At 47.6% G+C, this 24,914-nt stretch carries 26 protein-coding genes; 15 read left to right on the forward strand and 11 right to left on the reverse strand.

The window, feature by feature from the left end:
• Positions 1-52: 52 nt before the first annotated feature.
• Complete coding sequence (locus tag METTU_RS04655) at positions 53-934, reverse strand: HDOD domain-containing protein (RefSeq protein WP_006890158.1); 882 nt, start codon at positions 932-934, stop codon at positions 53-55.
• A gap of 96 nt (positions 935-1,030) precedes the next feature.
• On the opposite strand from METTU_RS04655, the gene prmB reads away from it, so the two are divergent.
• The 10 genes from prmB to METTU_RS04705 all read left to right on the forward strand — a co-directional run bounded on the left by prmB (position 1,031) and on the right by METTU_RS04705 (position 9,650).
• Positions 1,031-1,963, forward strand: coding sequence for a 50S ribosomal protein L3 N(5)-glutamine methyltransferase (gene prmB / locus METTU_RS04660; RefSeq protein ID WP_006890159.1), 933 nt, complete (start codon positions 1,031-1,033; stop codon positions 1,961-1,963).
• A 2-nt stretch (positions 1,964-1,965) separates the two neighbouring features.
• Entirely contained in the window at positions 1,966-3,054 is a 1,089-nt protein-coding gene (gene aroC, locus METTU_RS04665; protein ID WP_006890160.1) for a chorismate synthase, read from the forward strand.
• A 468-nt stretch (positions 3,055-3,522) separates the two neighbouring features.
• The gene (locus METTU_RS04670; RefSeq protein WP_050897718.1) at positions 3,523-4,683 is read left to right on the forward strand and encodes an MFS transporter; all 1,161 of its coding nucleotides are present in this window, start codon (positions 3,523-3,525) and stop codon (positions 4,681-4,683) included.
• Positions 4,684-4,804: 121 nt separating this feature from the next.
• Positions 4,805-5,419, forward strand: a complete 615-nt coding sequence (locus METTU_RS04675) for a MotA/TolQ/ExbB proton channel family protein (protein ID WP_006890162.1) — start codon at positions 4,805-4,807, stop codon at positions 5,417-5,419.
• A complete protein-coding gene (locus METTU_RS04680) occupies positions 5,419-5,850 on the forward strand; it encodes an ExbD/TolR family protein (protein WP_006890163.1) in 432 nt (143 codons plus the stop codon). The genes METTU_RS04675 and METTU_RS04680 overlap by 1 nt, the downstream gene beginning before the upstream one ends.
• 2 nt (positions 5,851-5,852) lie before the next feature.
• Positions 5,853-6,854, forward strand: a complete 1,002-nt coding sequence (lpxK, locus tag METTU_RS04685; RefSeq protein ID WP_006890164.1) for a tetraacyldisaccharide 4'-kinase — start codon at positions 5,853-5,855, stop codon at positions 6,852-6,854.
• Between the two features lie 145 nt (positions 6,855-6,999).
• Positions 7,000-7,455, forward strand: coding sequence for a hypothetical protein (locus tag METTU_RS04690; RefSeq protein ID WP_006890165.1), 456 nt, complete (start codon positions 7,000-7,002; stop codon positions 7,453-7,455).
• Between the two features lie 330 nt (positions 7,456-7,785).
• On the forward strand, positions 7,786-8,097 hold the full coding sequence (locus tag METTU_RS04695) for a hypothetical protein (protein WP_006890166.1): 312 nt from the start codon (positions 7,786-7,788) through the stop codon (positions 8,095-8,097).
• A gap of 39 nt (positions 8,098-8,136) precedes the next feature.
• Positions 8,137-9,192, forward strand: coding sequence for an IS701 family transposase (locus METTU_RS04700; RefSeq protein WP_006889803.1), 1,056 nt, complete (start codon positions 8,137-8,139; stop codon positions 9,190-9,192).
• 47 nt (positions 9,193-9,239) lie between these two features.
• Complete coding sequence (locus METTU_RS04705) at positions 9,240-9,650, forward strand: hypothetical protein (protein ID WP_040579621.1); 411 nt, start codon at positions 9,240-9,242, stop codon at positions 9,648-9,650.
• Between the two features lie 26 nt (positions 9,651-9,676).
• Here the strand turns inward: METTU_RS04705 and vapC are convergent, their stop codons facing one another.
• From vapC to METTU_RS04755, 10 genes are all read right to left on the reverse strand, one after another.
• Positions 9,677-10,084, reverse strand: coding sequence for a type II toxin-antitoxin system VapC family toxin (vapC, locus tag METTU_RS04710; protein WP_006890167.1), 408 nt, complete (start codon positions 10,082-10,084; stop codon positions 9,677-9,679).
• Complete coding sequence (locus METTU_RS04715) at positions 10,081-10,278, reverse strand: type II toxin-antitoxin system VapB family antitoxin (RefSeq protein ID WP_006890168.1); 198 nt, start codon at positions 10,276-10,278, stop codon at positions 10,081-10,083. Before METTU_RS04715 ends, vapC begins: the two co-directional genes overlap by 4 nt.
• 46 nt (positions 10,279-10,324) lie before the next feature.
• The gene (locus METTU_RS04720; protein ID WP_006890169.1) at positions 10,325-10,753 is read right to left on the reverse strand and encodes a DUF2721 domain-containing protein; all 429 of its coding nucleotides are present in this window, start codon (positions 10,751-10,753) and stop codon (positions 10,325-10,327) included.
• The gene (locus METTU_RS04725; RefSeq protein WP_006890170.1) at positions 10,753-11,928 is read right to left on the reverse strand and encodes an NnrS family protein; all 1,176 of its coding nucleotides are present in this window, start codon (positions 11,926-11,928) and stop codon (positions 10,753-10,755) included. The genes METTU_RS04720 and METTU_RS04725 overlap by 1 nt, the downstream gene beginning before the upstream one ends.
• 53 nt (positions 11,929-11,981) lie before the next feature.
• A complete protein-coding gene (locus tag METTU_RS04730; protein ID WP_006890171.1) occupies positions 11,982-12,695 on the reverse strand; it encodes a hypothetical protein in 714 nt (237 codons plus the stop codon).
• Between the two features lie 29 nt (positions 12,696-12,724).
• Positions 12,725-12,895 carry a rubredoxin gene (locus tag METTU_RS04735; RefSeq protein WP_006890172.1) on the reverse strand — a complete coding sequence of 57 codons (171 nt, stop codon included), beginning with the start codon at positions 12,893-12,895 and terminating at the stop codon, positions 12,725-12,727.
• Positions 12,896-12,956: 61 nt separating this feature from the next.
• Entirely contained in the window at positions 12,957-13,901 is a 945-nt protein-coding gene (rimK, locus tag METTU_RS04740) for a 30S ribosomal protein S6--L-glutamate ligase (RefSeq protein ID WP_006890173.1), read from the reverse strand.
• Between the two features lie 211 nt (positions 13,902-14,112).
• Complete coding sequence (lpdA, locus tag METTU_RS04745; protein ID WP_006890174.1) at positions 14,113-15,540, reverse strand: dihydrolipoyl dehydrogenase; 1,428 nt, start codon at positions 15,538-15,540, stop codon at positions 14,113-14,115.
• 4 nt (positions 15,541-15,544) lie between these two features.
• The gene (gene odhB / locus METTU_RS04750; RefSeq protein WP_006890175.1) at positions 15,545-16,813 is read right to left on the reverse strand and encodes a 2-oxoglutarate dehydrogenase complex dihydrolipoyllysine-residue succinyltransferase; all 1,269 of its coding nucleotides are present in this window, start codon (positions 16,811-16,813) and stop codon (positions 15,545-15,547) included.
• A 1-nt stretch (position 16,814) separates the two neighbouring features.
• Positions 16,815-19,643, reverse strand: coding sequence for a 2-oxoglutarate dehydrogenase E1 component (locus METTU_RS04755; protein WP_006890176.1), 2,829 nt, complete (start codon positions 19,641-19,643; stop codon positions 16,815-16,817).
• Between the two features lie 98 nt (positions 19,644-19,741).
• On the opposite strand from METTU_RS04755, the gene METTU_RS04760 reads away from it, so the two are divergent.
• The 5 genes from METTU_RS04760 to METTU_RS04780 all read left to right on the forward strand — a co-directional run bounded on the left by METTU_RS04760 (position 19,742) and on the right by METTU_RS04780 (position 24,143).
• A complete protein-coding gene (locus tag METTU_RS04760) occupies positions 19,742-20,563 on the forward strand; it encodes a DUF2914 domain-containing protein (RefSeq protein WP_006890177.1) in 822 nt (273 codons plus the stop codon).
• 82 nt (positions 20,564-20,645) lie between these two features.
• Positions 20,646-20,960, forward strand: coding sequence for an H-NS histone family protein (locus METTU_RS04765; protein WP_006890178.1), 315 nt, complete (start codon positions 20,646-20,648; stop codon positions 20,958-20,960).
• Between the two features lie 393 nt (positions 20,961-21,353).
• Positions 21,354-21,587 (forward strand): FeoA family protein, encoded by a 234-nt coding sequence (locus METTU_RS04770; protein ID WP_006890179.1) that lies wholly within the window; start codon positions 21,354-21,356, stop codon positions 21,585-21,587.
• Complete coding sequence (gene feoB, locus METTU_RS04775) at positions 21,587-23,932, forward strand: Fe(2+) transporter permease subunit FeoB (RefSeq protein ID WP_006890180.1); 2,346 nt, start codon at positions 21,587-21,589, stop codon at positions 23,930-23,932. The genes METTU_RS04770 and feoB overlap by 1 nt, the downstream gene beginning before the upstream one ends.
• Entirely contained in the window at positions 23,919-24,143 is a 225-nt protein-coding gene (locus tag METTU_RS04780) for a FeoC-like transcriptional regulator (protein ID WP_006890181.1), read from the forward strand. Before feoB ends, METTU_RS04780 begins: the two co-directional genes overlap by 14 nt.
• Positions 24,144-24,914: the final 771 nt, after the last annotated feature.

Consider the following 24,914-nt stretch of genomic DNA (forward strand, 5'->3'; position numbering starts at 1 on the left):
AGTCTGCCAGGAGCTGACAGGGACTGGGTGTTTATTAGCGAGTTAATGTCCATTAAGCCAGCATTTGCCGAATGTGCTCGATTTCATCTTTGGCAGTATCCAGTATATTGATGCTGTCGTTTGCATCCAAATGCCCTGCCAGCTTTTTATAAGCGGGCAGGGCATCTATTTTGGGTATTTTTTTTATATCAACTTTCCCGATAAAACTGTGCAACTGCGAAATCATCACAATGTCTGCGTAATTGGCCTGGTTATTGTTATTGCGAAACCAATTTTCGGCATTAATCACCACCTCTTCAAAATCCTCAGGAAAATCCCAGTGACGAATGATTTGCACGCCAATATCTGCTCGCAATTCCTTGACCGTTTCTACAAGGTCTTTTGGATTAGCAAGAATATCGGGATGGTTATCGGCATAAGTCAAAATGGGTACGATGCCAATATCATGAATCAGTCCGGCCAGCATGGCTCGGTCCGGGTCGAATCCGGGAATTTTATGGGCGAAAACGGCGCTGATGGAGGCAATGTAACTGCTGTGCGCCCATAACTCGGCCATTTTTTGACGGATAACGTGGGACTTGGCGTTAAATACCGATTTCATCGCAAACGCAGTGATAATGTCCTGGGCCGTTTTCAATCCCAATCGGGTTAGCGCTTCGGGGCAACTTTCAATTTTTTTTCGCCCCCTATATAAAGGGCTGTTGGCGATTTGTATCAGTCTGGCGGTGATTGACGGATCAATTTGGACTATGCGGGCTATTGAGGAGGTGCTGGATTTATCGTCATTAATGGCGCGGCGAATTTTAAAAGCAACATCCGGGATAGTCGGCAGCATCAGGTCATCGGATTGCATATGCCGATAACAGTCCGTCAAAAGTTTGTTTTTAGCCAAACTTGCGGTGACATTGTTAAGGTTGGTGTTGGTTTGGCCCATGTTGTGTCTACTTAATATTCAAACAAGCTCGCAAAGTTTAGTTTAAAATCCGTCTATTCGTCGAACCGTATTACAGCTATCTTACTTTGTACAGCAATGAAAACAACGCCATCTGAAGTTTTAACAACTTTATCAACCATTCGCGACTACATTCGCTGGGCCGCCAGTCGTTTTACCGAGGCCAAAGTGAGTTTCGGTCATGGGACTACAACTGCGCTGGATGAAGCGGCGGCCCTGGTTTTACATACCATTCATCAGCCCTATAATCTGGCCGATGCGTATCTGGAAAGCGTTTTAACGCTGACTGAACGTCAGGCTGTGATCGATATGATCGACAGACGCATCAACGAACGCATACCGGCCGCTTATTTGACCCACGAAGCTATTTTTGCGGGCTTGTCATTTTATGTTGACGAGCGGGTGCTGGTACCGAGATCGCCTATTGCCGAATTAATCGAACAGCGTTTTGCGCCTTGGGTGGATGAAGAGCAGGTCGTCCGCATTCTGGATTTGTGTACCGGCAGCGCCTGCATCGCCATAGCCTGCGCTTATGCCTTTGCCGACGCTTACGTTGATGCAGTGGATCTATCGGCGGATGCGCTGGCCGTAGCGGAGCTGAATGTCGCCAAGCATCAGCTGGCCGACGCGGTAACGCTTTACCAGTCGGATTTGTTTAAAGAACTGCCCGATACGCGCTACGACATCATCGTCAGCAATCCCCCTTACGTGTGTCTTGAAGAATGGGAACAATTACCCGCAGAATTTCGCGCCGAGCCTGATATGGGCTTTAAAGGCGGACACACTGGGCTGGACATTGTTTTGCGCATTCTGGTCGATGCCGACCAATATCTGGCAGATCAGGGGATTCTGGTTGTGGAAGTGGGCAGCAGCGCCGAAACGTTGCAGAACGCTTTCCCCGATGTGCCTTTTTACTGGCTGAGTTTTGAGCGCGGCGGCGATGGCGTATTTTTGCTGACGGCCGAACAGGTCAGTCAATATAACGAATTATTTTTAGCGGCTTTAGATTAGATATGTCTGGAAATTCAATAGGAAAATTATTTACCGTCACCTCGTATGGCGAAAGTCACGGCCCGGCTATAGGTTGCATCGTTGATGGCTGTCCTCCGGGAATGGCCTTGACCGAAGCCGACTTGCAAGAAGACCTGGATCGCAGAAAGCCCGGCACCTCACGGCACACCACCCAGCGGCGTGAAGCCGATGAAGTCAAAATCCTGTCCGGCGTGTTTGAAGGCAAAACCACCGGTACGTCGATTGGGCTGTTAATTGAAAATACCGATCAACGCTCCAAGGATTATTCCAAGATCGCCGATACCTTCAGGCCGGGTCATGCAGACTATACCTATCAGCACAAATACGGCATCAGGGATTATCGCGGCGGAGGGCGTTCATCGGCCCGTGAAACAGCCATGCGTGTTGCGGCGGGCGGTATCGCCAAAAAATACCTCAAGGAACAGGCGGGCATAGAAATACGCGGTTATTTATCGCAACTGGGACCGATAAAAATCGAGAAAGTCGATTGGACGATTATCGACAGCAATCCTTTTTTCTGCCCGGATGTGGATAAAGTGGCTGAAATGGAAGCTTATATGGATGCGTTGCGCAAGGAAGGCGAGTCCATCGGCGCAAGAATTGAAGTCGTGGCAACGAATGTTCCGCCGGGGTTGGGTGAGCCTGTTTTTGATCGTCTTGATGCCGACTTGGCTCATGCCTTGATGAGCATTAATGCGGTAAAAGGCGTGGAAATCGGCGACGGTTTTGATTGCGTCAACAGCAAAGGTACCCAGTTTCGCGATGAAATCACTCCGGGCGGTTTTTTAAGCAATCATGCCGGCGGTATTTTGGGCGGCATTTCCAGCGGCCAAAATATCACTGCCAGTATCGCTTTAAAACCAACTTCCAGCTTGCGCCTGCCGGGTAGAAGCATCAACCTGCAAGGCGAGGCTATTGATGTGGTCACCGAAGGCCGTCACGATCCCTGCGTAGGCATACGCGCAACGCCGATTGCCGAAGCGATGATGGCGATAGTGATCATGGATCATTTGTTGCGTCATCGGGCGCAAAACATCAACGTGCAATCGGGATTGCCTGTTTTAAGATAAGTATATTATTTCACTCCCACGCCCTGCGTTACTGCCATTAAGTTAAGAGACCAGTCCATTCTCCCACCGGGAGAAGGTTAGGATGAGGGGATCAAATAAAGCATTTACTTGTTTTTACTCTCCTCACCCCGACCCTCTCCAACAGGAGAGGGAGATTTTTTCCTTAGCTTAATGGCAGTGACATGCGGCGCCGCGAATAACGCAAATATCCGAAACGCAGATGGCAAAAACATGGGACCCAACGCGTCCACCAAGGCATTTTCACGCAACGCGTTCGCCGTTATACACAAGTCTATGGGAAGACCGTCATTCCGGCAGGGATTGCCGAAATCCAGATTACATGGACGTATTTAAGCTCGTCATTCAGGGCACTGGATACTCGCTTCCCGGCCGGTATGACGAGTTACGTGGGAACTTGTATATAAAGACGAGCGCAACGCGTGGGAACTAGCGAAAATGAATAATTCAATGTCTATCCCATACTGGCGGCTGTCGGGCTTTTACTTCTTTTATTTTGCAACAGTAGGGGTTTTTATCCCTTATTGGGGCCTCTATTTAAAAGAAAGCGGCTTTAATCCCGTTGAAATCGGCGAGCTTTCCGCAATGCTAAGCGGCACACGAATTATTGCTCCAATTTTATGGGGCTGGATTGCCGACCGTACCGGAAAGAATTTACGCATTATTCGTATAGCCGCATTTTTAACCGCTTTATTATTTGCCGGTTTTTTATATGTTCATGGTTATTTCTGGGTTGCCTGGATAACGATTGGCTTTAGTTTTTTTTGGAATGCCGCTTTGCCGCAATTTGAAGCGGTAACCTTGTATCATTTAAAAAATGAAGCACATCGTTACAGCCAAATAAGACTATGGGGATCTATCGGTTTTATTGTTGCGGTGCTAGGCGTAGGGCGGTTGCTGGATTATCAGTCCGCGCAGATTATCCCTACGGCGATTACCCTATTGATGACGCTAATCTGGGTGGTCAGTCTAATGACGCCGACCATACAAGCCTCTCATCATGTCGCCGCCGTCGGCATGATGCAAATTATGAAAAGGCCGGAGCTGTGGGCCTTTCTGGTCGTTTATATGCTGTTACAGCTTGCGCACGCGCCTTACTACGTTTTTTACTCGATCTATCTTAAGCATTATCAATACACGGCAAGCCTGACCGGATTTTTGTGGGCGCTGGCCGTATTTGCCGAGATCGTTTTATTCATCTACATGCGCCGTGTGTTGAAGCGTTTTTCCCTAAGAACGATTTTATTGTCCAGTATTCTGCTGTCGGTTGTTCGTTGGCTGATGATCGCCTGGTGTGTCGACTATTTCTGGCTGCTGCTTTTTGCTCAAGTATTACACGCGGCAACCTTTGCGGGCGCTCATGTTGCCGCTATTCATTTGGTGCATCTGTATTTTGGCGACCGGCATCAGGGCAAAGGTCAAGCGCTATACACCAGCTTGACTTTCGGCTTGGGAGGCATGCTGGGCAGTTACTATAGCGGTTATTATTGGGAGTCGTTGGGCGCGGAGTTCGTCTATTCAATGGCGGCAGTATTTTGTAGTATTGCTTTTGTCATTGCCTATATCTGGGTGGGGCGGGAAAGTTCTCAAAATAGCGCTGTCTTGAGTTAAAATATATCCAACGCACGTCATAAAGTCAGCTTCTTCCCCCTGTTTAAAAGCGGACAATGATGTGCAAACAGCAAAGTATCGGGTTGCGTCTAACCCACCTGCAATTTTCTTGGGAAATAATGTGTTTGAAATCATAAAAAGCGGCGGCTGGATGATGTTGCCGATCATACTGAGTTCCATTGGTGCCATGGGCATTATCGCGGAACGTTTTTGGTCCTTACGAAGAAAGAAGATTTTGCCGCCTGAGCTTGTCGCGCAGGTATGGCGGTTATCCCGCGAAAAAAAGCTGGATGATGTTACCTTGCGGCACTTGAGAAGCAGCTCGCCGCTCGGCTGTATTTTGGCCGCAGGTCTTGCTAATAGTCATCACGGCAGAAAATTCATGAAGGAATGCATTGAAGAAGCCGGTCGCAGGGTCGTGCATGACCTGGAACGCTTTCTCAACACACTGGGTACGATTGCCGCGGTCAGCCCGTTACTGGGTTTATTGGGTACCGTATTCGGCATGATTGATATTTTTGCCTCGCTTTTGCAGCATGGCTCAGGCAATCCCGCCGTTTTGGCCGGCGGTATTTCGGTCGCGCTGATTACTACGGCGTCGGGTTTGACGGTGGCTATCCCCAGTTTGGTTTTTCATCGCTATTTTGAAAGATTGGTTGACGAATATGTAGTCACCATGGAAGAGGAAGCGTTAAAACTGGTTGATATTTTGCATGAAGACCGGAAAGAGTCCTGATGAAGTTTCAGCGTAAAAAAAGGGAAAATGTCGATATTACGTTGATCTCAATGATCGACGTGCTTTTTGTGTTGTTGCTTTTTTTCATGGTTTCCACATCCTTTAATCAACATACGGAAGTCAATATCAAGCTTCCCGAAGCGGAAGGATCGGCGGCCGAGGAGCATCCTAAAACAGTCTCCCTGATGATTGATGCAGACGGTATTTACTCCCTGGTCGGCGAGGACGGCTTGTCTCATCAACTAATCGACCAAAGCCGGGCAGGCTTGAAACAGGAATTGAGTAAACTCGCGGAAAATTCAAAGGATGTCCCTTTTATCATCAACGCCGATGACAAAACGCCCAACAAAGCGGTCATGACTGCGTTGGATATTGCCGGTCAAGTGGGATTCAGTCATATTACTTTTGCAACGCTGCATCCGACCGAATAACCATGAAAAAAACCTTATCCCGATGGCTGGTGGACATTTGGTATAAAGACCCGTTTATCGGCGTGTTCTTGATGCCATTGGGTTTTTTATTCAGCGATTTCGTTAAATTCAGGAAATTTTTGTACCGTATCGGCGTGTTAAAAAAGCACACCCTGCCGGTTCCGGTTATCGTGATAGGCAATATTACCGTGGGCGGCACCGGCAAAACGCCGTTGATTATCTGGTTGGCCGAGTTGCTTGAAAGTGAGGGTTTTAAGCCCGGCATTATCAGCAGAGGTTACGGCGGACAAGCCGAAGCCTGGCCGCAGTGGGTAGATGCAGGCAGCACTGCGGAAAATGTTGGCGATGAGGCCCTGTTGATAGCCAAGCAAACCGGTTGCCCAATGGCCGTAAGTCCGATACGGGTAGATGCCGCCAGACTGCTGCTTGAAAAATCAGACTGCAATGTCATTTTATCCGACGACGGCCTGCAACATTACGCGCTGAACCGGGGCATTGAGATCGCCGTGATCGACGGGGAAAGGCGCTTTGGCAACGGCTATTGCCTGCCGGCAGGGCCGCTGCGCGAACCGATAGAACGTTTGCAGAGCGTCGATTTTATCGTCGTGAACGGGGAAAAATCGGAAGACAATGAGTTTTCGATGCAAATCACCGGCAATACCGCTATCAATTTGGTCACCGGACAACACAAACCGTTGCGGGAATTCAATGCAACCGGCTGTCACGCCTTGGCGGGTATAGGCAATCCCGACCGATTTTTTAAACTGCTGGAATCAGCCGGTTTGAGCTGTAAAACGCGCAGCTTTCCGGATCATTATAAATTCCTGGTTGGCGATATCTCGTTCCCAGGCCCCGAACCGGTATTGATGACCGAGAAGGACGCGGTCAAATGCATGAGTTTTGCAGGAGAGCAGCATTGGTACATCCCGGTAAAAGCTGTTCCTGAAGAGGGCTTTTCTGAGCGATTATTAGTCTTATTGCAAGAAAAATCTAAAACAAGGTAGTAGCTGTTATTTCTAAACCCTTCCAAGAGTGTACTGGTTTTTAGTTGAAACTGACTATCGGTTTTCGGCCAAAACCGGTCATTGAGAGCAAGCTTTTCAAAGTTGAGTCCACCATGACAAATAAAGCCATGGAACCGCAATAAAAATGAGTATGAAAATTTCCGTTATTATAAAAAAACTATCAAATCCTCGTATTAGAAGGCGATTAAAAATTGGCCTTTCTGTTTATGGTGTCGTGATTATCATTGGTCTGTTATTTAAGGTCGTCTATGATATTGGTTATTTTAATGCGCAGTCACTTAAAGATGATAAAAACGCTGAGCAACTCATTACGCATCAAGTGCTGACAATGGAATCTGCTCAGCGTATTGTGTCAGGTGCGCTAAAAGAAGACCCTATGAACCCAAAAACAATTGTGGTTCAGATTATTGATAACAATCAGAAACTTTCAAGCATTATTATAGAAAACAATCAGCAAAGAAAAATTGCTTGGATTATAGATATGCGTTTGTTTTTTACCAATGATCTATTCAATTACGAAGGTTATAATTTAACCGAAGGTATTGAGCATCAACACAATATCAATCGTGGTGATCATTGATTGCCCGTAACAGAGTCGTTCGATGGGTACGATTGCATGGACAGATATATTGCTCCATCCTCCACATCCCTGTGGGTTATGCAGCAGGTAGAGCAATACAGGAGCAGCGTAGCGGTGTGCAGAGAGCACCAAAAGAAGGCGCTTTAGGCGATGCGAAAACCAGATTTATGAGTCGATTGCTGGGGTTCATTGTATTCAATCCAGCCTACGGGACTACTTACCCCTCTCCTGGCGGTGTTGCTAATCGTTCTTAAGTAAAAAAGAACCAACGCAAAAAACTCACAACAGTCGTCAAAAGCCTAAAAAATCATCTTAAGGATATAAAAAAATATGACTGAGGAATTCTTAATCGAATGGACGTTTAGCCCAATCAACTACTTTGAAGAACCTGTGGAATTCCGTTGCAGAAATGAAACGATACGCATAGACAAAGGGTGCGCAGAATCACGCATTCCCCCTGATAGATACGCTCCCGATCACAGCATATGCGACCAGCTGCATAAAGAACTTAATCTTAAGTTTCTTGCTGTACAAATTCTTAACCATCAACCCTACACATTGAACAACCCCAGCATTTTGCAAGGCAATAACATCACAGTAGCAATAGAAGGATTATTTTGTAGAACAAAAATTAGTAACTGATGTTACGCAGTCATCCCTAAATTTGGTTATTCTGTGCGAATGAAAAAAGCAGAATTAGAGTTATACACAGATTATTTGATAAGCACGTTTGGAGCGGCGACAGCCACGGGATTATCGTCGATGGTGGATGGAGATGTGAGCCATGACCGAGTGACGCGTTTTCTGTCAGAACGCGAATACACGTCTCGAGACTTATGGCGCCAGGTAAAATCGACAGTTCGCCAGATAGAGCGGGAAGATGGCGTGTTGATTTTCGACGACACGATCCAGGAGAAGGCCTGGACGGACGAAAATGAGGTGATGTGCTGGCATTTCGATCATTGCAGCGGGCGTTCGGTACGGGGAATCAACTTGCTGAATGCCCTGTATTACAGCGGTGAGGTATCGATTCCGGTTGCGTTTGAGCTGGTGCGAAAGCCGCTGCAATTTTGCGATGTGAAAACGCGACAGGTGAAGCGGGCCAGTGAAGTCACCAAAAACGAATTGATGCGGTGCATGATAGCCACCTGCGTGAATAACGCCTTGAAATTTCGTTATGTGTTGATGGATAGCTGGTTCGCTTCCGTGGAAAACTTCGAGTTTATTGTGAAAAAGAAAAAGCATTTTATCGCTGCGCTCAAAGACAACCGTCTGGTCGCTTTAAGCGCAGCCGATAAGAAGCAAGGTCGCTTTGTACGGATCGATACCCTGGAATTATCGGATAAACAGGTCGTGCGCGGCTGGCTAAAAGGGTATGCAGATGAGGTCCTTTTAGTTCGGCAAGTCTTTACAAACAAAGACGGCAGCACGGGGTTGTTGAATCTGGTCTGCAGCGATTTGACGTGCAACGGCGACATGATCGCGACAATCTATCAAAAACGATGGAAAGTTGAAGTGTTTCATAAATCCTTGAAATCCAATGCCGCATTGGCAAAGTCGCCGACCCGCAGGGTTACCACGCAAAACAATCATGTGTTTATGGCGATTTACGCGGTATTCAAGCTGGAATGCCTGAAGTTAAAACACAAAACGAACCATTTTGCGTTGCGAGCTAAGCTCTTTATTAAAGCAACCCGTCAAGCCTATGCAGAACTTCAGATTCTGCAGGCTGCGTAACATCAGTTAGTAACATTGACCTTATCCAATACGATAAATCTGGAAATGTGGTTGGTGATTCAAAAAAAGAACGAATTGAAGAGCAAAATAATTTCATAGGATTGGTTAGCAAGCATTCTTCGGATAGTCTACTTGTCAAAATGATTATGCACTACGATGAGGCGGTACGTGACATCAGCAAAGAATTTGTTCATCTATATGATATTCGAGACGCTATAGCGACACTTGGTGGTGAAGAAGGCTCCAGAAATACTATCAGCAAAACAGAATGGGGAAATAAATGGAGTGCTTTAGGAAAACTCTGCAACCACCCTGAAATAAGGCAAGGGCGACACACTGGAAAAAACAAGGGGCCATTAAGAGATGCGACCGAAGAAGAGTTGCAAGAAGCCCGTAGCGTAGCGCGCTTTTTTATTGAAAACTATATCAATTACTTAGAAAACAAAGACCTCGCATAATGCGGCCTATGCAAAAAAGTGCCGCATTATGTTGTTGCAGGGTAAAGCTTGATGGGTAGGTGTTGTTGATAAAAACCAAAGTCCTTGTCGCTAGTAAATATTGGGATGTTTAACCGCACCGCAACAGCACAAATCAATAAATCAATGTGCGATCCCTGAACGCCTTTTTGGCGGCATTCATTATAGAACTTGGCCGCAATAATATAATCTTCATCCAGAATGGGCGTGTTTTCAAAATAACTCAGTTTGGTTTTTAGCAGTTCGAATTTATTCAAATCGCTGTAGCCGGATAAAATCTCTTGTCGAATAGCACCAATAATCAACACGCGCTGGTCGGCTATGAGTGTTTCCAGACTCTTTACCTGCGATTCAAACTCCGGTTTTTTAGAACGGAGCGCGTGTGACCAGATGCAGGTATCGACCAATACTTTCAAGAATGTCGCCCTTGCTTGTAATCGTAATCAGGGTCAGGGTCGAATTTGCCGAACAGATCGATAACTTCCGCTTGCTTACGGTGATTAATAAATTCTCTTAACGCCGTAACAACCGTATCTTCCTTGGTTTTAAAGTGTCCTAGTGTTAACGCCTCATTAATTAAATCATCATCAATAGCAAGATTAGTTGTCATAAATTTAGCCTCTATAAGATTTTTAACACAAGATTTGTTTGTTCTGTTATTTCACTCTCTCAATATGAATCATGGTCGCCCGTAAAGAAGTCAGCACGTCGATAAACAAACAAACCATTGAGCTGAAAATAAATAACACGCTGAACACGACAAACAAGATCAAAACTTCAGCGTTGATTTGATTAGTAAACCGCAAAGCTATTGAGCCGAGCATAAACACGCCGCTGCTGATCGCACTGCACAGCAGCAGGCCGAAACTCCACTTGAGCACATGGCACCGGTACACCATGGTGTTGAGTTCTATTTCCAGTTTTTCCGCTTCGTTGCTGGTTTTCAGCTCAGTGTAAATGTCTCTTACCCGCCCGATGGCATGGGTATAACGGGCATTCAAGGTCAGTACAAAAATACCGATACTGGAAAACAAAACCAGTGAGCTGGTTATCAGTTCAACAATGCCGTCTAGTTTGGCAAGCATTAACCATCCTGGCCGTCAATTCTGGCACTGCTTAATATGGGGGCGTAGACAAAGACGAACAAGGAGAATGCCGCCAGCCAGGACAGTGTCGATACGTAGATTAAATTTTCGTACCAGTGCGGCATCGCTATCGGCAACAAAACCCGAAACAATGCGGCAACATTAATCAGCACAAACGCGATAGCCATCGTATTGGAAGCCTTCATCGCCCGACCGGTATGGCCTAGCGATACCCGCGCCATCATGCCCAGTGTTAATACGCCGATACCTCCCAGCGTAAAAGCATGCAGCGCCAATGACGGCAGCACTACGGAATAGGCCGATAATACCGTCAACATAAAACCCAGAATGATCCAGCCGTAACCGGCATAAAGCACCCATAACAAGGGTACGTACATGACGCGTTGCACATACCAGTCGGATAGTCTGGCGACGTTAACGGCAACGGCAACAATCGCCGCCAAGGCCAGCAAGGTTCCTGAAATACCGAATATTTGCAGGGCAAATACGATAACGGCTGAAGCTACCGATGCGTTATCCAGTAATGGATTTCTGATGATCAACGTTCCCGGTATGCCGCGCTCGGTAAAAAAAGGAAATACCCGCCCGGCTATAATCAAAATCAAAATAATGATAGTCGCAACGACCAGCTGAATTCCTATTGTTGCAGTGTTTTCTTGCAGGCCCAGCATTTCAGCATGGATCAATCCGTTACCCAAGGCCAATAACATTATCAGCCCTATAAAAAAGAGATTTCTATACTGTTTGGCCTCAATGATCGGTTTGCTGACTTGATAAGCCAGGGCGGGCAAAAATGCAAAATCCACCAGTGCAATCAAGGCGTCAGGCAACAGGCCTGCATAAAACGGCAGGATACGTCCATAAAGCCATAACAGGCACAGGCTTGCCAATTGGTCGCCGGTTGAGGTCGGTTTGCCGGTCCAGTTTTTAACCGCTGTTAATAAAAAACCTGCAATGACGGCTACGGCATAGCCCAGCAGCATTTCGTGCGCATGCCAGTAGTTATTGGGATAATAATGTTCCGACGTTAACGTGCCGTTGAATATGGCATTCCAAAACACAATCAGGATCAACGCCGCGAGGCCTGCCAACGCAAAAAAAGCTCTAAATCCAAGTGCAAATAGAGGGTAATCAAAAATAGGTTGTGATTTCATTGCGTTGTTTCCGGCCAGTTCAGCTCAGCGTTCGAGAATGTTTGTAATTATACTCATTTCTCTATCAAAAGAGCCTTTTGTGTTTCCATGATGATTTTTTTTATTTTACTCAATACTTGCTGTTGCTGCTCTGAAGGCAGTTTGCCAAATGCTTGTTCAAATTCGGTTAGGCTGTAGGCGGATTCACCTGCAGCGTTATCGGATAAGTTAAGGCCGCAATCGGTAACGACGTGTTTAATGGGTTCGGCGGCATTTTCTAACGGCATTGCGGCGGACAAGACCGTGCGTATCATGGTGTTGATGCGGATAAAAATGGACTGCCCGGTTAATAGGTCATCGACGATGCGTTTGGCGGATTCTTCGGTATAGCCTCTGCGCTTGGTGTCCTTAAAGGTCTTCATTTGAAGCGTAACGGGGGGATTCTTGTCGATTTGGTATTCAAAACCAAAGGCGCTGCCTTGCGAGGCGATCAAGCTGTCGGCCTCAACAGCCACTTGCAAGGTATTGTCCTTGCAGATAATGTCCAGTCTGAGGTTGTCGTAAAGACCGCGAGGCGGCAAAGGTGATTGGGCAAAGCTAAAGGTTCGATTACTTAACCGGTCGCTTTCCTGGTGATAGCTCCAAGTGTTGGCAGCGAATGCGGATAAGGGACAAAAAAGCAGCAGCGCCAAAATGAGTGGTTTTGCGGATTTGTCGAATAGGGGAATTGTCGGCGATTGCATGGAGCAATTGCCGGGAGTCATTGCCGGAAGAAAGTTAAGTTTCATTTTTAATGCCCTAATCCCAAAGCACTCGATTATTCCACCAACTTAAAAAAGCTTTTTGGAGCGCCGCATATCGGGCAATCCCAGCTATCGGGAATGTCCGCCCAGCGGGTTCCCGGCGCAATACCGCTATCAGGGTCGCCTTTGGCTTCATCATAGATGTGCTCGCATTCCAAACAATGATACTTTTTAAAATCTGACATGCTCTGCCTACTTAAGATAATTGAAAGGGTAGTCTACGCGTCTTGAAAACCGGTTGCACGGTTAACCTTTACCGCGAGTACGGGTTCTGGTGTTGGTGCTGGTAGGGGATCTGTCTTTACAGATTTCCAGTGTCTCAAAGCGTTTTTCAATAAACTGGATGATTAAATCTGCAATATCCTTGCCGCTGGCAGCTTCGATACCTTCCAATCCGGGCGATGAGTTAACCTCCATAATGACCGGGCCGTGATTGGAACGCAGCATATCGACGCCGCACACGTTCAGCCCCATGATTTTTGCAGCTCGCACTGCGGTAGAACGTTCTTCTGGCGTTAATCGCACTAAAGTTGCAGAACCGCCGCGATGTAAATTTGACCGAAATTCACCGGCCGTTGCTTGGCGTTTCATCGCGGCAACGACTTTGCCGTCCACCACAAAGCAGCGAATGTCACTGCCGCCGGCTTCCTTGATAAACTCCTGCACCATGATGTTGGCTTTGAGTCCCATGAAAGCCTGAATAACGCTCTCTGCGGCGTTATGGGTTTCCGCCAGGACCACACCAATGCCTTGCGTGCCTTCCAGCAGTTTAATCACCAGCGGAGCGCCGCCGACTTGAGCAATCAAGTCCTCAATATCATCGGGATTATTGGCAAAGCCGGTTACCGGCAGGCCGATACCTTTTCTGGCCAGTAACTGGGTCGATCTTAATTTATCGCGTGACCGCGAGATGGCCACCGACTCATTCAAAGGAAAAACATTCATCATTTCAAACTGCCTTAATACCGCAGTTCCGTAGAAAGTGACTGAAGCGCCAATCCGGGGAATAACGGCATCGAATCCCGTTAAGTCTTCACCTCGATAATGGATAGAAGGATTATGCGAGGTAATATTCATATAGCAACGCAACACATCCAAAACCCGTACCTTATGACCCCTGGCTTCTGCGGCTTTGACCAATCGAGAGGTCGAATACAGTTTGGGGTTACGGGACAAAATAGCTATTTTCATAAAGACTTAAGTTCTCGATTTATACATTTAAGGTAAAGGCATATTTTGACACGAAATAAGGCAGGATGCTTTAGAAATGGGACACTAGAAGGAACGTGTACGGTTTCACTATTGAAGTAGCGCAGCCCCATCACTTAACTGCTGTATATCCAGCCCAAGTTTGTGCGACTAAACAGAGTTAAAAATCATGTTTGGGCAATAGGTCGAATTGTTACTTTTTGTTTTTAAGCGTAAGCGCCGCGCCATGCAGAGCTTTGGCGAGGGTAGGGTGGGCGTGTATGGTTCTGGCCAGGTCTTCGCTGCTGGCGGAGAACTCCATGGCCAGCACGGCTTCTGCAATCATTTCGGAGGCTTGCGTGCCAATGATATGAATGCCGAGCAGGGCATCGGTTTCTGCGTGTGCGATGATTTTAACCATACCCTCAGTCTGGCCCATGGCTTGGGCGCGAGCGGTGGCTTTTAACGGAAAGGTGCCGATTTTGATGGGTTCGCCCATCGCCCTTAAGGCTTGTTCGGTTTGGCCCACCCAGGCAATCTCGGGGTCGGTAAAAACAACGCTGGGCAGGAGGTCGTAGTTGACGGGGTTGTGGAGACCGGCGATTTGTTCGGCAACGAATAATCCTTCTTCTATGCCTTTATGGGCAATCATCGGGCCGAGCAAGGTCAGGTCGCCTATCGCGTAAACGCCGGGCAGGGTGGTGCGGCAGTTTTCATCGACGTGAACATAGCCGTTTTCGTCGAGCAGTAAATTGGCTTCCGCAGCGGCCAGGTTTTCGGTATTGGGTTTTCGACCGGATGCAACAATCAGTTTATCGACGCGCAGGGCATGGGTGCCCTCACTATCCTGGTATTCTACGGTGACTTTTTTACTGCCTTTTTTGGCTGAAATAACCCGTGCGCCCAGACGCAGTTCCAGTCCTTGTTCGGTGTATATACGATAGGCCTCCCGCGCAATTTGCTGGTCGGCCAAGCCTAAAAATGATTCCTGCGCTTCCAGCAGAATGGTTTCGGCGCCGAGTCTGTTCCAGATGCCTGCTAATTCGAGGCCTATGATGCCTGCACCGATAATGGCCAATCTCTTGGGTACCGCGTCGAGATTCAAAGCCATGGCGGTGTCAATAATAAATTCATTATCAATCGGTGCGCAGGATAAATCGACCGGGGAGGAGCCGGTGGCCAGGACAATATGCTTGGCTTCGATTATCGATACAGCGGAATGATCGGTCGGCGTGATTTCCACCCGCCGCTCATTGAGCAGCTTGGCCTCCGCCTGAATGCAGTCGATTTTGTAATGGGCGAACGAGTCGGCGATTTGTCGGCTGAGTGCGTCAATAATATTGTTTTTGCGCTGCATCATCAGCGCAATATCCACCGAAACGGCCTCTGCCTGAATACCGTGTTCTTTCAGGTTGTGGTTGATCGATTGATAAATTTTCGCCGATTCCAGCAGGGCGATAGACGCAACGCAACCGGCGTTCAGGTATGTGCCGCCCAGACTGCTTTGGCCTTCTTCATCATGCCAGTTATCGATACAGGCGGTTTTTAAGCCGAGCTGGGCGCATCGGATGGCGCTGGAATAGCCTGCCGGTCCTGCGCCGATGACGATGACATCAAACGACTTTACTTGTTTTTTTGACATGGTCTTATATGTTAAGCAATAGGTGGGCGGGCGCTTCCAGGCATTCTTTGATGGTGACTAGAAATTGCACGGCCTCGCGCCCGTCAACCAATCGATGATCGTACGATAAAGCCAGATACATGATCGGCCTGATAACAATCTGTCCGTTTTCAACCACGGGGCGCTCTTTGATGGCATGCATGCCCAAGATGGCGCACTGCGGTGGATTGAGTATCGGCGTGGACAGCATCGAACCGAAAATGCCGCCGTTGGTAATGGTGAAGGTACCGCCTTTCAAATCGTCGTAAGTCAAGGTGCCGGACCGGGTTTTTGCGCCGAAATCGACGATGCTTTGTTCGATGCCGGCAAAATCGAGTTGGTCCGCATCGCGCAATACCGGCACGATCAAGCCGCGCTCGGTGCTGACCGCAATGCCTATGTCATAGTAGCCGTGATAGATAATATCGTTATCGTCGATGGAAGCATTGATGGCCGGGAAGCGCTTTAAAGCCTCGATAGACGCCTTGACAAAGAAAGACATAAAGCCCAGTTTGACATGGTGCTTTTTTTCAAAGCGTTCTTTGTACTGGTTGCGAAGATCAATCACGTTTTGCATGTTAACTTCATTAAATGTGGTCAGCATCGCCGCATTTTGCTGCGCCTGTAACAGGCGTTCGGCAACTTTGGCCCTTAGCCGGGTCATAGGGACACGCTGCTCCGGACGCAGATTTGAAATCACCCGGCCTGTTTCCTCTTTAGGCGCAGGGTGACTGATGGCGGTAGCTGTCTCCTCCTTTGTCAAAGGGGGGCTGAGGGGAATTTCGGCCTTGGCGGTCGGAACTATCAGTTGAGCTTCCTGCAGGGTTTTTTTATGGAGGTAATCCAAAACATCGGTTTTAGTAAGACGGCCGTCTTTTCCTGAACCTTTGATAATGGAAGGGTCCAGCGCATTTTCAGCAATCAACCGGCGTACCGACGGGCTTAGCGGGATGTCCGATTCATCCTCGTCCTCAGGTTCGGGAGCGGTCGCCGCTGTTTTTTGGCCTTCTTCCACGGCTTGCGGTTCCAGCAAAGCCAGTACTTCGCCGCCGACCACAATGGAGCCGTCTTCCTTGAGTATTTTGCCAAGGATGCCGGATTCCGGCGCAGGAACTTCAAGCACCACCTTGTCCGTTTCAAGATCAACGAGGTTTTCGTTCTTGATAACGGTATCGCCGGGTTGCTTATGCCAGGTGATCAACGTTGCATCGGAGACGGATTCGGGTAGGTTGGGAACTAGGACTTCAATGCTCATGTTATTTTCCTGAAAGTTTGCCGTAAAGGGCCGATTGAACGACCGCTTTTTGTTGTTCTATATGGACGCGGAAATTGCCGACAGCGGGCGCCGCCGATGCCTCTCGACCGGCATAAGTCATGCTGATTTTGGCGCCGAGATTATCGGTAAAGTGATGCCGGGATTGATACCAGGCGCCTTGATTTTGGGGCTCTTCCTGACACCAGATGAACTCTTTAAGCTGCGGGTATTTGCCGACTTCCGCTTTGAATAACTCATCGGGAAAAGGGTAGAGCTGTTCTATGCGGGCAATGGCGACATGCTTAAGGTCGTCCTGGCGCCGTGTTTCCAGCAGGTCGTAATAGACTTTGCCTGCGCACATGACCAGGCGAGTTACCTTTTTGGGATTGATGTCGTCCTGCTCGCCGATGACCGGCAGGAATTGACCGTTCGTCAAATCTTCCAGTGTGGAGACCGCAAGCTTGTGACGCAGCAAACTCTTGGGGCTCATAATTATTAAGGGTTTCCGATACGGTCGCAGCATCTGGCGACGCAGCAAATGAAATATTTGCGCGGGCGTAGTCGGGCTGCAAACCTGCATGTTATGTTCGGCACACAGTTGCAGATAGCGTTCCAGCCTAGCCGAGGAATGTTCCGGTCCCTGGCCTTCAAAGCCGTGCGGAAGCAGCATCACCAGATTGCACATGCGGCCCCATTTGGTTTCGCCGGAACTGATAAACTGGTCGATAACCACTTGCGCGCCATTGGCAAAATCGCCGAACTGCGCTTCCCAAATAACCAGGGTATTCGGCATCGTGGTGCTGTAGCCGTATTCGAAACCCAACACGCCCGCTTCGGAAAGCAGCGAGTCGAAAATCTGCGCATTGCCTTGATCTTTGTCCAGGTGTTTAAGCGGCGTGTAGGTTTTATTATGCAGTTGATTATGCAAAACAGCATGCCGATGCACAAAAGTGCCGCGACCGACATCCTGCCCGGTCAGACGAACGTGGTATTTTTCCGTTAACAGCGTCGCATAGGCCATGTTTTCGGCAAAACCCCAGTCCAGCGGCATGGCTCCCGCCGCCATTTTACGGCGGTTGTCCATGACTTTGGCGACTCTGGGGTGCATTTCAAAACCGGTCGGCAAGCGCTGCATCCTGTCGTTACAAAAGCGCAGGCGATCCATGGAAACGGCTGTATTACAAGCTGATTTCCAGTCGCTGCCCAGGAATTTATTCCATTGGTTGGTGTAAGGGTAGGGGCCGTCGGTCAGGACGGGCCGGGACACCACTTCACCGGCTTCGAGCAGTTTTTGGTAATTTTGCTCCAACTCGGTGGCTTGTTCATGGGTGATGAGCCCGGTTTTGATGAGTTTTTCGGCGTAAAGCTTCCGCGTCGTCTTGAGCTTGCGGATTTTTTTATACATCAAGGGCTGGGTGGTTGAAGGCTCATCGGCTTCATTATGCCCAAGGCGGCGATAGCAAATAAGATCGATGACCACATCTTTATTAAAGGTCATCCGGTAGTCCATTGCCAATTGGGTTACAAAGATAACGGCGTCGGGATCATCGCCGTTGACGTGAAAAACCGGCGCCTGGATCATGCTGGCTACATCGGTGCAATAAAGCGTGGAGCGCGCATCCAGCGGGTTGCTGGTAGTAAAGCCGATTTGATTGTTGATGACGATATGCACGGTTCCGCCGGTGGAAAAAGCGCGGGTTTGCGACATGTTCAGGGTTTCCATGATGATGCCTTGCCCGGAAAAGGCCGCATCGCCGTGGATTAAAATGGGAATTACCGTATTGCTGCCGTTTATTCCCGCCCTGTCCTGACGGGCCTTGACCGAGCCTTCGACCACCGGGTTGATGATCTCCAAATGCGATGGGTTGAATGCCAGCGTTATATGAACCGGGCGGCCGCCGGGCGTACTGATGTCCGATGAAAAGCCCATGTGATATTTTACGTCGCCGGTACTGACACCCGGAGAAAGCGGCGAAGTGCCGGCAAATTCGTTAAACAGGCTCGCAGGGCTTTTGCCCAGGATGTTGACCAGTACATTCAAGCGGCCTCGGTGGGCCATACCGATCACAATCTCATTAACGCCTTTTTCGCCAAACCCTTGCGTTAATTCATCCAGAATCGGAATCAGCGATTCGCCGCCTTCCAGAGAAAAACGCTTTTGACCGACAAATCGGTTATGCAAATGGCTTTCTATGCCTTCAGCGGCGGTCAATAGCTTAAGCGTCCAGAGTTTTTTTTCAGGCTCCAGCTCCAAGTTGGCTTTAGCGCTTTCCAGACGGTTTATTATCCAGCGCCTGATTTGGGTGTCGACGATGTGCATGTATTCAGAGCCGATGCTGCCGCAGTAAATCTCTTGCAGATTGGCAATGATGTCGCGTAAAGGCAGCCGGTCAATACCGTAAAGCGCGCCCGTGTCGAATAAGGTGTCCATATCAGGCTCGGAGAGACCGTAATAAGAGGGGTCCATATCGGGAGGCGGCGGCAAGGTTCTGCCCAGCGGGTTGTTGGCGGCAATCTGATGGCCGCGAACCCGGTAATGATTAATAAGGCGGGCAACAGCCGATTGTTTTTTGACGCTTTCTTCGGTAAAGCCTTGTAATTTCGCCAATCGGCCTTGGGATTTAAGCGCAAGCTGCGCAAAGCGTTCTACGACAGGGCTATGAGGCGTCTCATAATCAGCGCCGTTGTGAATTTCGCTGAATTTCTTTTGCCAGCTGGGTTCAACCGAGTCGGGGTCTTCCAGGAATCGTTCATACAAGTTCTCAACAAAGCCGGCGTTGCTGCCATAGAGGGAGGAAGAATCTTGAAAAAGTTTAAGCAGCTTACTCATTATGAATGTCCAATTTATTCTGTAAGGATTTTGTCTTTGTCTGAACTCTTAAGTAGTATATTACCAAGGTTTAACGCATTCGCTGACTAAAATATGCGATGCCGAGCCAAGAAAAACAACCCATTGTTTTCACCTATAAGTATGGTCGATATGATTTTATGACAGACAAAAGAAATATTGTAATTAAAGTTAGCTATCCGGCACGTGGAAAAGCGACGGAGAATTTTCAGCCTAAAATGACAACCGAATGGGATTTTAAAAGGATATTGCTTGCCGCTGGTGTACTGGTTTTAATTTTAGCAACGTTGTTTTATGTTATTAATAAAGATACGCAAAAAAACGATGCAGATAATGCGACGGTGGTAGTTAATACTGTAGAAGAAAAGGTAGTGCCGCAGGTTGAGATTAAGGAGGTCGAGGTAAAAAAATCGGATAGTTCCAAACAGGTAGCCGCAAAAACTAACTCCCTAATTAAGCCGACAAAAGAATCCAATAAGAAAAGTAAACCGGCTTCCGACATTACGGTTAAGAAAACTGTAAAAAAACCACCCAATGAAAAAGTCATTAAAGATCCCGGGCATTCGAAGGTTAATCATAATGTGTCAAGGGCAGTGTTAACTTACGATCTTAATAATAAAGAACCCGCAGGTGAAATAACGCGGACCGTGAATGTTAGCGGAAAAAATCCGACATGGATCTATTATTTTACTGAGTTAAAATCAATGAATGGTAGAAGGGTTTATCATGAGTGGGTGAAAAATGGTGTGCTTGTTTCCAAGCAAGAGCTGATTATATCGGGTGATTCATGGCGCACATCCAGTCGCAAGTTATTCACCGATTCTACAAAAGGTAACTGGTCTGTAAGACTGGTTGATGAGCACGGCCAGTTATTAAATGAAAAGAATTTTAAGGTTGAATAACTTTGTACGCCATATCTCTAATATATTTATAATTAGATTGATGATATAGTTAATATAACTTTTCTTATTTTAAGGACTCAAAATGACTGAATATCAAAATCTTTCCGAACGTGAATTGCAGGCTGTTATTGAAAATGCAGAAAAAGCATTAAAAAATAAACAGGCTAATAAGCGCAAAGAAGTTATAGCGCAAATTAAAGAATTGGCAGCTTCTATTGATGTCATTGTGGAGATTCATGAGCCTGAGAAGAAGCCTGTTCGCAAGGGCGCCAAGGTTGCTATTAAATATCGTCATCCTGATGATCATAATAAAACATGGACAGGTCGCGGAGTGGCACCAAAATGGATGCAGGAATTGCTGAACGCCGGGTGTAATCGTTCTGAATTTGAAGTATAAAGATTAGTGTATATTCAATGATACGTATGTGGAAACGCTGAACTTTCATCGTTTCCACGATTCCAGTGCTTTTCAATTTTGGTGCGCTGGATTTTTAACACATGTCTCCATCTTCGGGCTTTTGCCCGCCCCGCGTTAAACTTTGTTAAGTCGCCGTGTTACACGTTGCATTTATAAAAAGACTTCGATTTCCATGAATGCATCATCCTTCTGTCTTTAAGATCAAAGCAAGGGCAATTGTTTACGCGCCCCTTTTCCCCCACCCATAAAAACACCCGCTTAAAAATACGGAAATTACACGGATTATTGTGATATAGTTTCTTTAATGAGAATGATTGTTGATAACTTCTGGAGCGGTTGATTTTTAATGCACTTTATTTCAATGGTTAATTTATGACAATAAGCTTAAAAAACCTGGCTGTGGGCGATTCGGGAAAGATAGTCGGCTTTGAACAGTCGGGCAAGGCTTATCGAAAACGCTTGCTGGCCATGGGCTTGACGCCTGGAACCGAGTTTAGCGTTACCCGTTTTGCACCAATGGGAGATCCGGTTGAAATTAAATTGCGTGGATTTTCATTAACCCTGCGCAAGGATGAAGCAGCCATATTGTTGATAGAGAAACTCTAATGAAAACTGATTTTACGGTTGGCGTTGTTGGTAATCCAAATTGTGGCAAGACGACATTATTTAATGCGCTCACCGGCGCAAGGCAGCATGTCGGTAATTGGCCTGGGGTTACGGTCGAGAAAAAAACCGGTGCATACAGCTTCGATCATAAACTGATCGAATTAGTCGATCTGCCCGGCACCTATTCTTTAGAAGCCGCGGACGACCAGGTTTCCTTGGATGAAAAAGTCGCCCGTGATTATGTCGCCTCCAAGCAGGCCGATTTAATCATTAACATTGTCGACGCCTCCAATTTGGAACGAAATTTGTATTTGACCGCGCAACTGATCGAGATGCGGGTGCCGATGATTTTAGTGCTCAATATGATGGATGCCGTCAAGCAACGCGGCATTAAAATTGATGTTGATTTTCTTGAACAGTTTTTAGGCTGCCCGGTTATACCGATTACCGCCTCCATCAAGGGCGGCATCGGCACATTAAAGTCGGCAATCAATAGCGCCGCTATCGTCAAGCCGATACCTTCGGTGAAAATCACTTATACACCTGCGCTGGAGCAAGCTATCAATGACATTTCACCGTTATTGCTTGAGAGCGCGCAACAGAATCGGTGCGACCTGCGCTGGCTGGCCGTCCGCTTGTTGGAAGACGATACGCTGGCCCAACAGTTTGCCGGAACTCGCTTGTTACCGACAGTCAGCCAATTACAGCGCCGGGTAGAAGCGGAAACGGATGATGAAATAGACATTCTTGCGGCAGACGCCCGCTACGGCTTCGTTAATGAATTAACCCATGGCGCAGTCTGCAAACTCACCGAAGTGGGTCGGCACATTACCGATAAAATCGACAACATCGTCTTGAATCGTTTTTTGGGCATCCCGGTTTTCCTGTTAGTCATGTATGCGATGTTCATGTTTACCATCAATATCGGCAGCGCCTTCGTCGATTTTTTCGATCAATCCGTGGGCGCTTTATTGATCGACGGCCTGAGGCAGACACTTACCGGCCTGAATTGGCCGCAATGGCTGATTGTATTAATCACCAATGGCGTAGGCGGCGGCATTCAGGTTGTCGCTACCTTTATCCCCATTGTCGGCTTTCTGTTCATGTTCCTGTCGGCGCTGGAAGACTCCGGCTACATGTCCAGGGCGGCGTTCGTGATGGATAGGTTCATGCGCATGATCGGCTTGCCCGGCAAATCCTTCGTGCCGATGATCGTCGGTTTCGGCTGTAACGTCCCGGCGATTATGGCGACGCGGACGCTGGAAAGCCAGCGCGACCGGATATTGACCAACCTGATGAATCCGTTCATGTCCTGCGGCGCCAGATTGCCGGTTTACGCCTTATTTGCCGCCGCATTTTTCCCGGTCGGCGGCCAGAATCTGGTGTTCGGCCTGTATTTGTTGGGTATTGCAATCGCGGTATTGACCGGCTTGATCATGCGCCACACCCTGTTTAAAGGCGAATCGGCCCCCTTTATTATGGAACTGCCTGCCTACCACATGCCCACAGTGCGGGGTGTCTTTATCAGAACCTGGGACCGGCTCAAATCGTTCTTGTTCAATGCCGGTAAAGTCATCGTGCCGATGGTATTAGTGCTGAACTTTCTTAATGCACTGGGTACGGATGGCACCTTCGGACAGGAAAACAGCAATAAATCGGTATTAAGCGAGATCGGCCGCGGCCTGACACCGGCGTTTAAACCGATGGGCATAGAAAAAGACAACTGGCCTGCAACGGTAGGTATTTTTACCGGCGTTTTAGCCAAAGAAGCGGTGGTCGGAACGCTGGATGCTTTATACAGCCAGATGGCAACAGCAGACGCAAGCGTCGAAAAAGCGCCGTTTAATCTTGAGCAGGCTTTGATTGACGCCTGTTTAACCGTACCTAAAAATCTGCAGGACGTTGCGGATAACCTGTTAGATCCATTGGGTTTGAATATCGGCACAGTCGATGATGTGGCCGCAGCAGCCAGCGAGCAGGAAGTCAATGCCGGTACCTTTGCCGCCATGCAGCAAAGTTTTGACGGCAAAGCCGGCGCTTTCGCCTATTTGTTATTTATTTTGCTGTATGCGCCTTGCGTCGCGGCAACCGCCGCAATCTACCGGGAAACCAATTTTAACTGGACACTGTTTGTGGTGTTCTGGACAACCGGCATTGCCTACATGACCGCAACGATTTTTTATCAATCGATGACCTATAGCCGACATCCCGACTATTCTTTGGTTTGGATAACAGCATTAATCTTTGCGTTTTTAGCGGTATTGTTCGGGCTGTGGCTGCTCGGCAAAAATACTGATGCGGCAGGCGTAAAACCAAGCGGAGAGTCTTTAAGTGATCCTGTCTGATTTGAGAGCTTATTTAAAGGAACAACACCGCATTGCCTTGGCGGATTTAATTATTCATTTCGATATGGATGCCGATGCCTTGCGGGGTATGCTGGATAAATGGATCAGCAAAGGTAAGGTGCGTAAGCTGCCTTTGACTGCTTCTTGCGGTACCAGCTGTTGCCAGTGCGACACTACCTTGACAGAGATTTATGAATGGGTTGATGAGTAAATGTCTCGCCTACTGTTTTAATAAGGCCGCTTATTTAAAAATATTAGTTACGCGTGATCTCGTCTTTTTTGCGTCTTCACCTCAAGCGCGAAAGGCATGATTGCCAAGCCACGAACGGTACAACAATATTCTCGCGCAGGGGAAGAAAGCGGCCATTCCATCCTAATTAAAAGTCTAACGATGATCGACGCCAAGCGGGCGATAACCGTGTCAGCGCCTGATGACATCACGCGTCTCTTTAGCAAGAGCGGCACCCATCGATAAAATCAGAGAAACTGCCATGCTGTGCGTATAACCTCTTCAGTTAGCCAATATCAGGATGGTGCCTTAATAGCCATAATCCATTCCGGAACGTTCGCAAGAAAAAGGTTTATTGCTTATTTAAATTCGTTAACAGCCAATTAATCTATAATGGTCCAGTCACCCTAATTCACTTTAAAATCATCGAACACGGAAATAACTCATGCGTATTCTCTGTATTCTTGCCCTTGCGATCCTCTCGGTTCTTGAGATCAGTCCCATTCCCATCACCCCGATATTGTTAATTTACGTCGTATTGTTTCGTCCGTTATGGTTTTATGAGTTGGTCGTAAAGATATATAACAAGAACTAACACCGGCGGTAATATGAAAGATAACGCATTTTTTTTGGAATCGAATGCGGCCAAGATAGGATCGTGTTAACAACGCTTTATTTCAGATAATATGGGCTTAGCTGATCGTCCGGGAAGATGATAGCATTAGGATATAAAGGCGCCGCCCGGAAGAATTT

Source organism: Methylobacter tundripaludum SV96 (assembly GCF_000190755.2).
GTDB classification, from domain to species: Bacteria; Pseudomonadota; Gammaproteobacteria; order Methylococcales; family Methylomonadaceae; genus Methylobacter_A; species Methylobacter_A tundripaludum.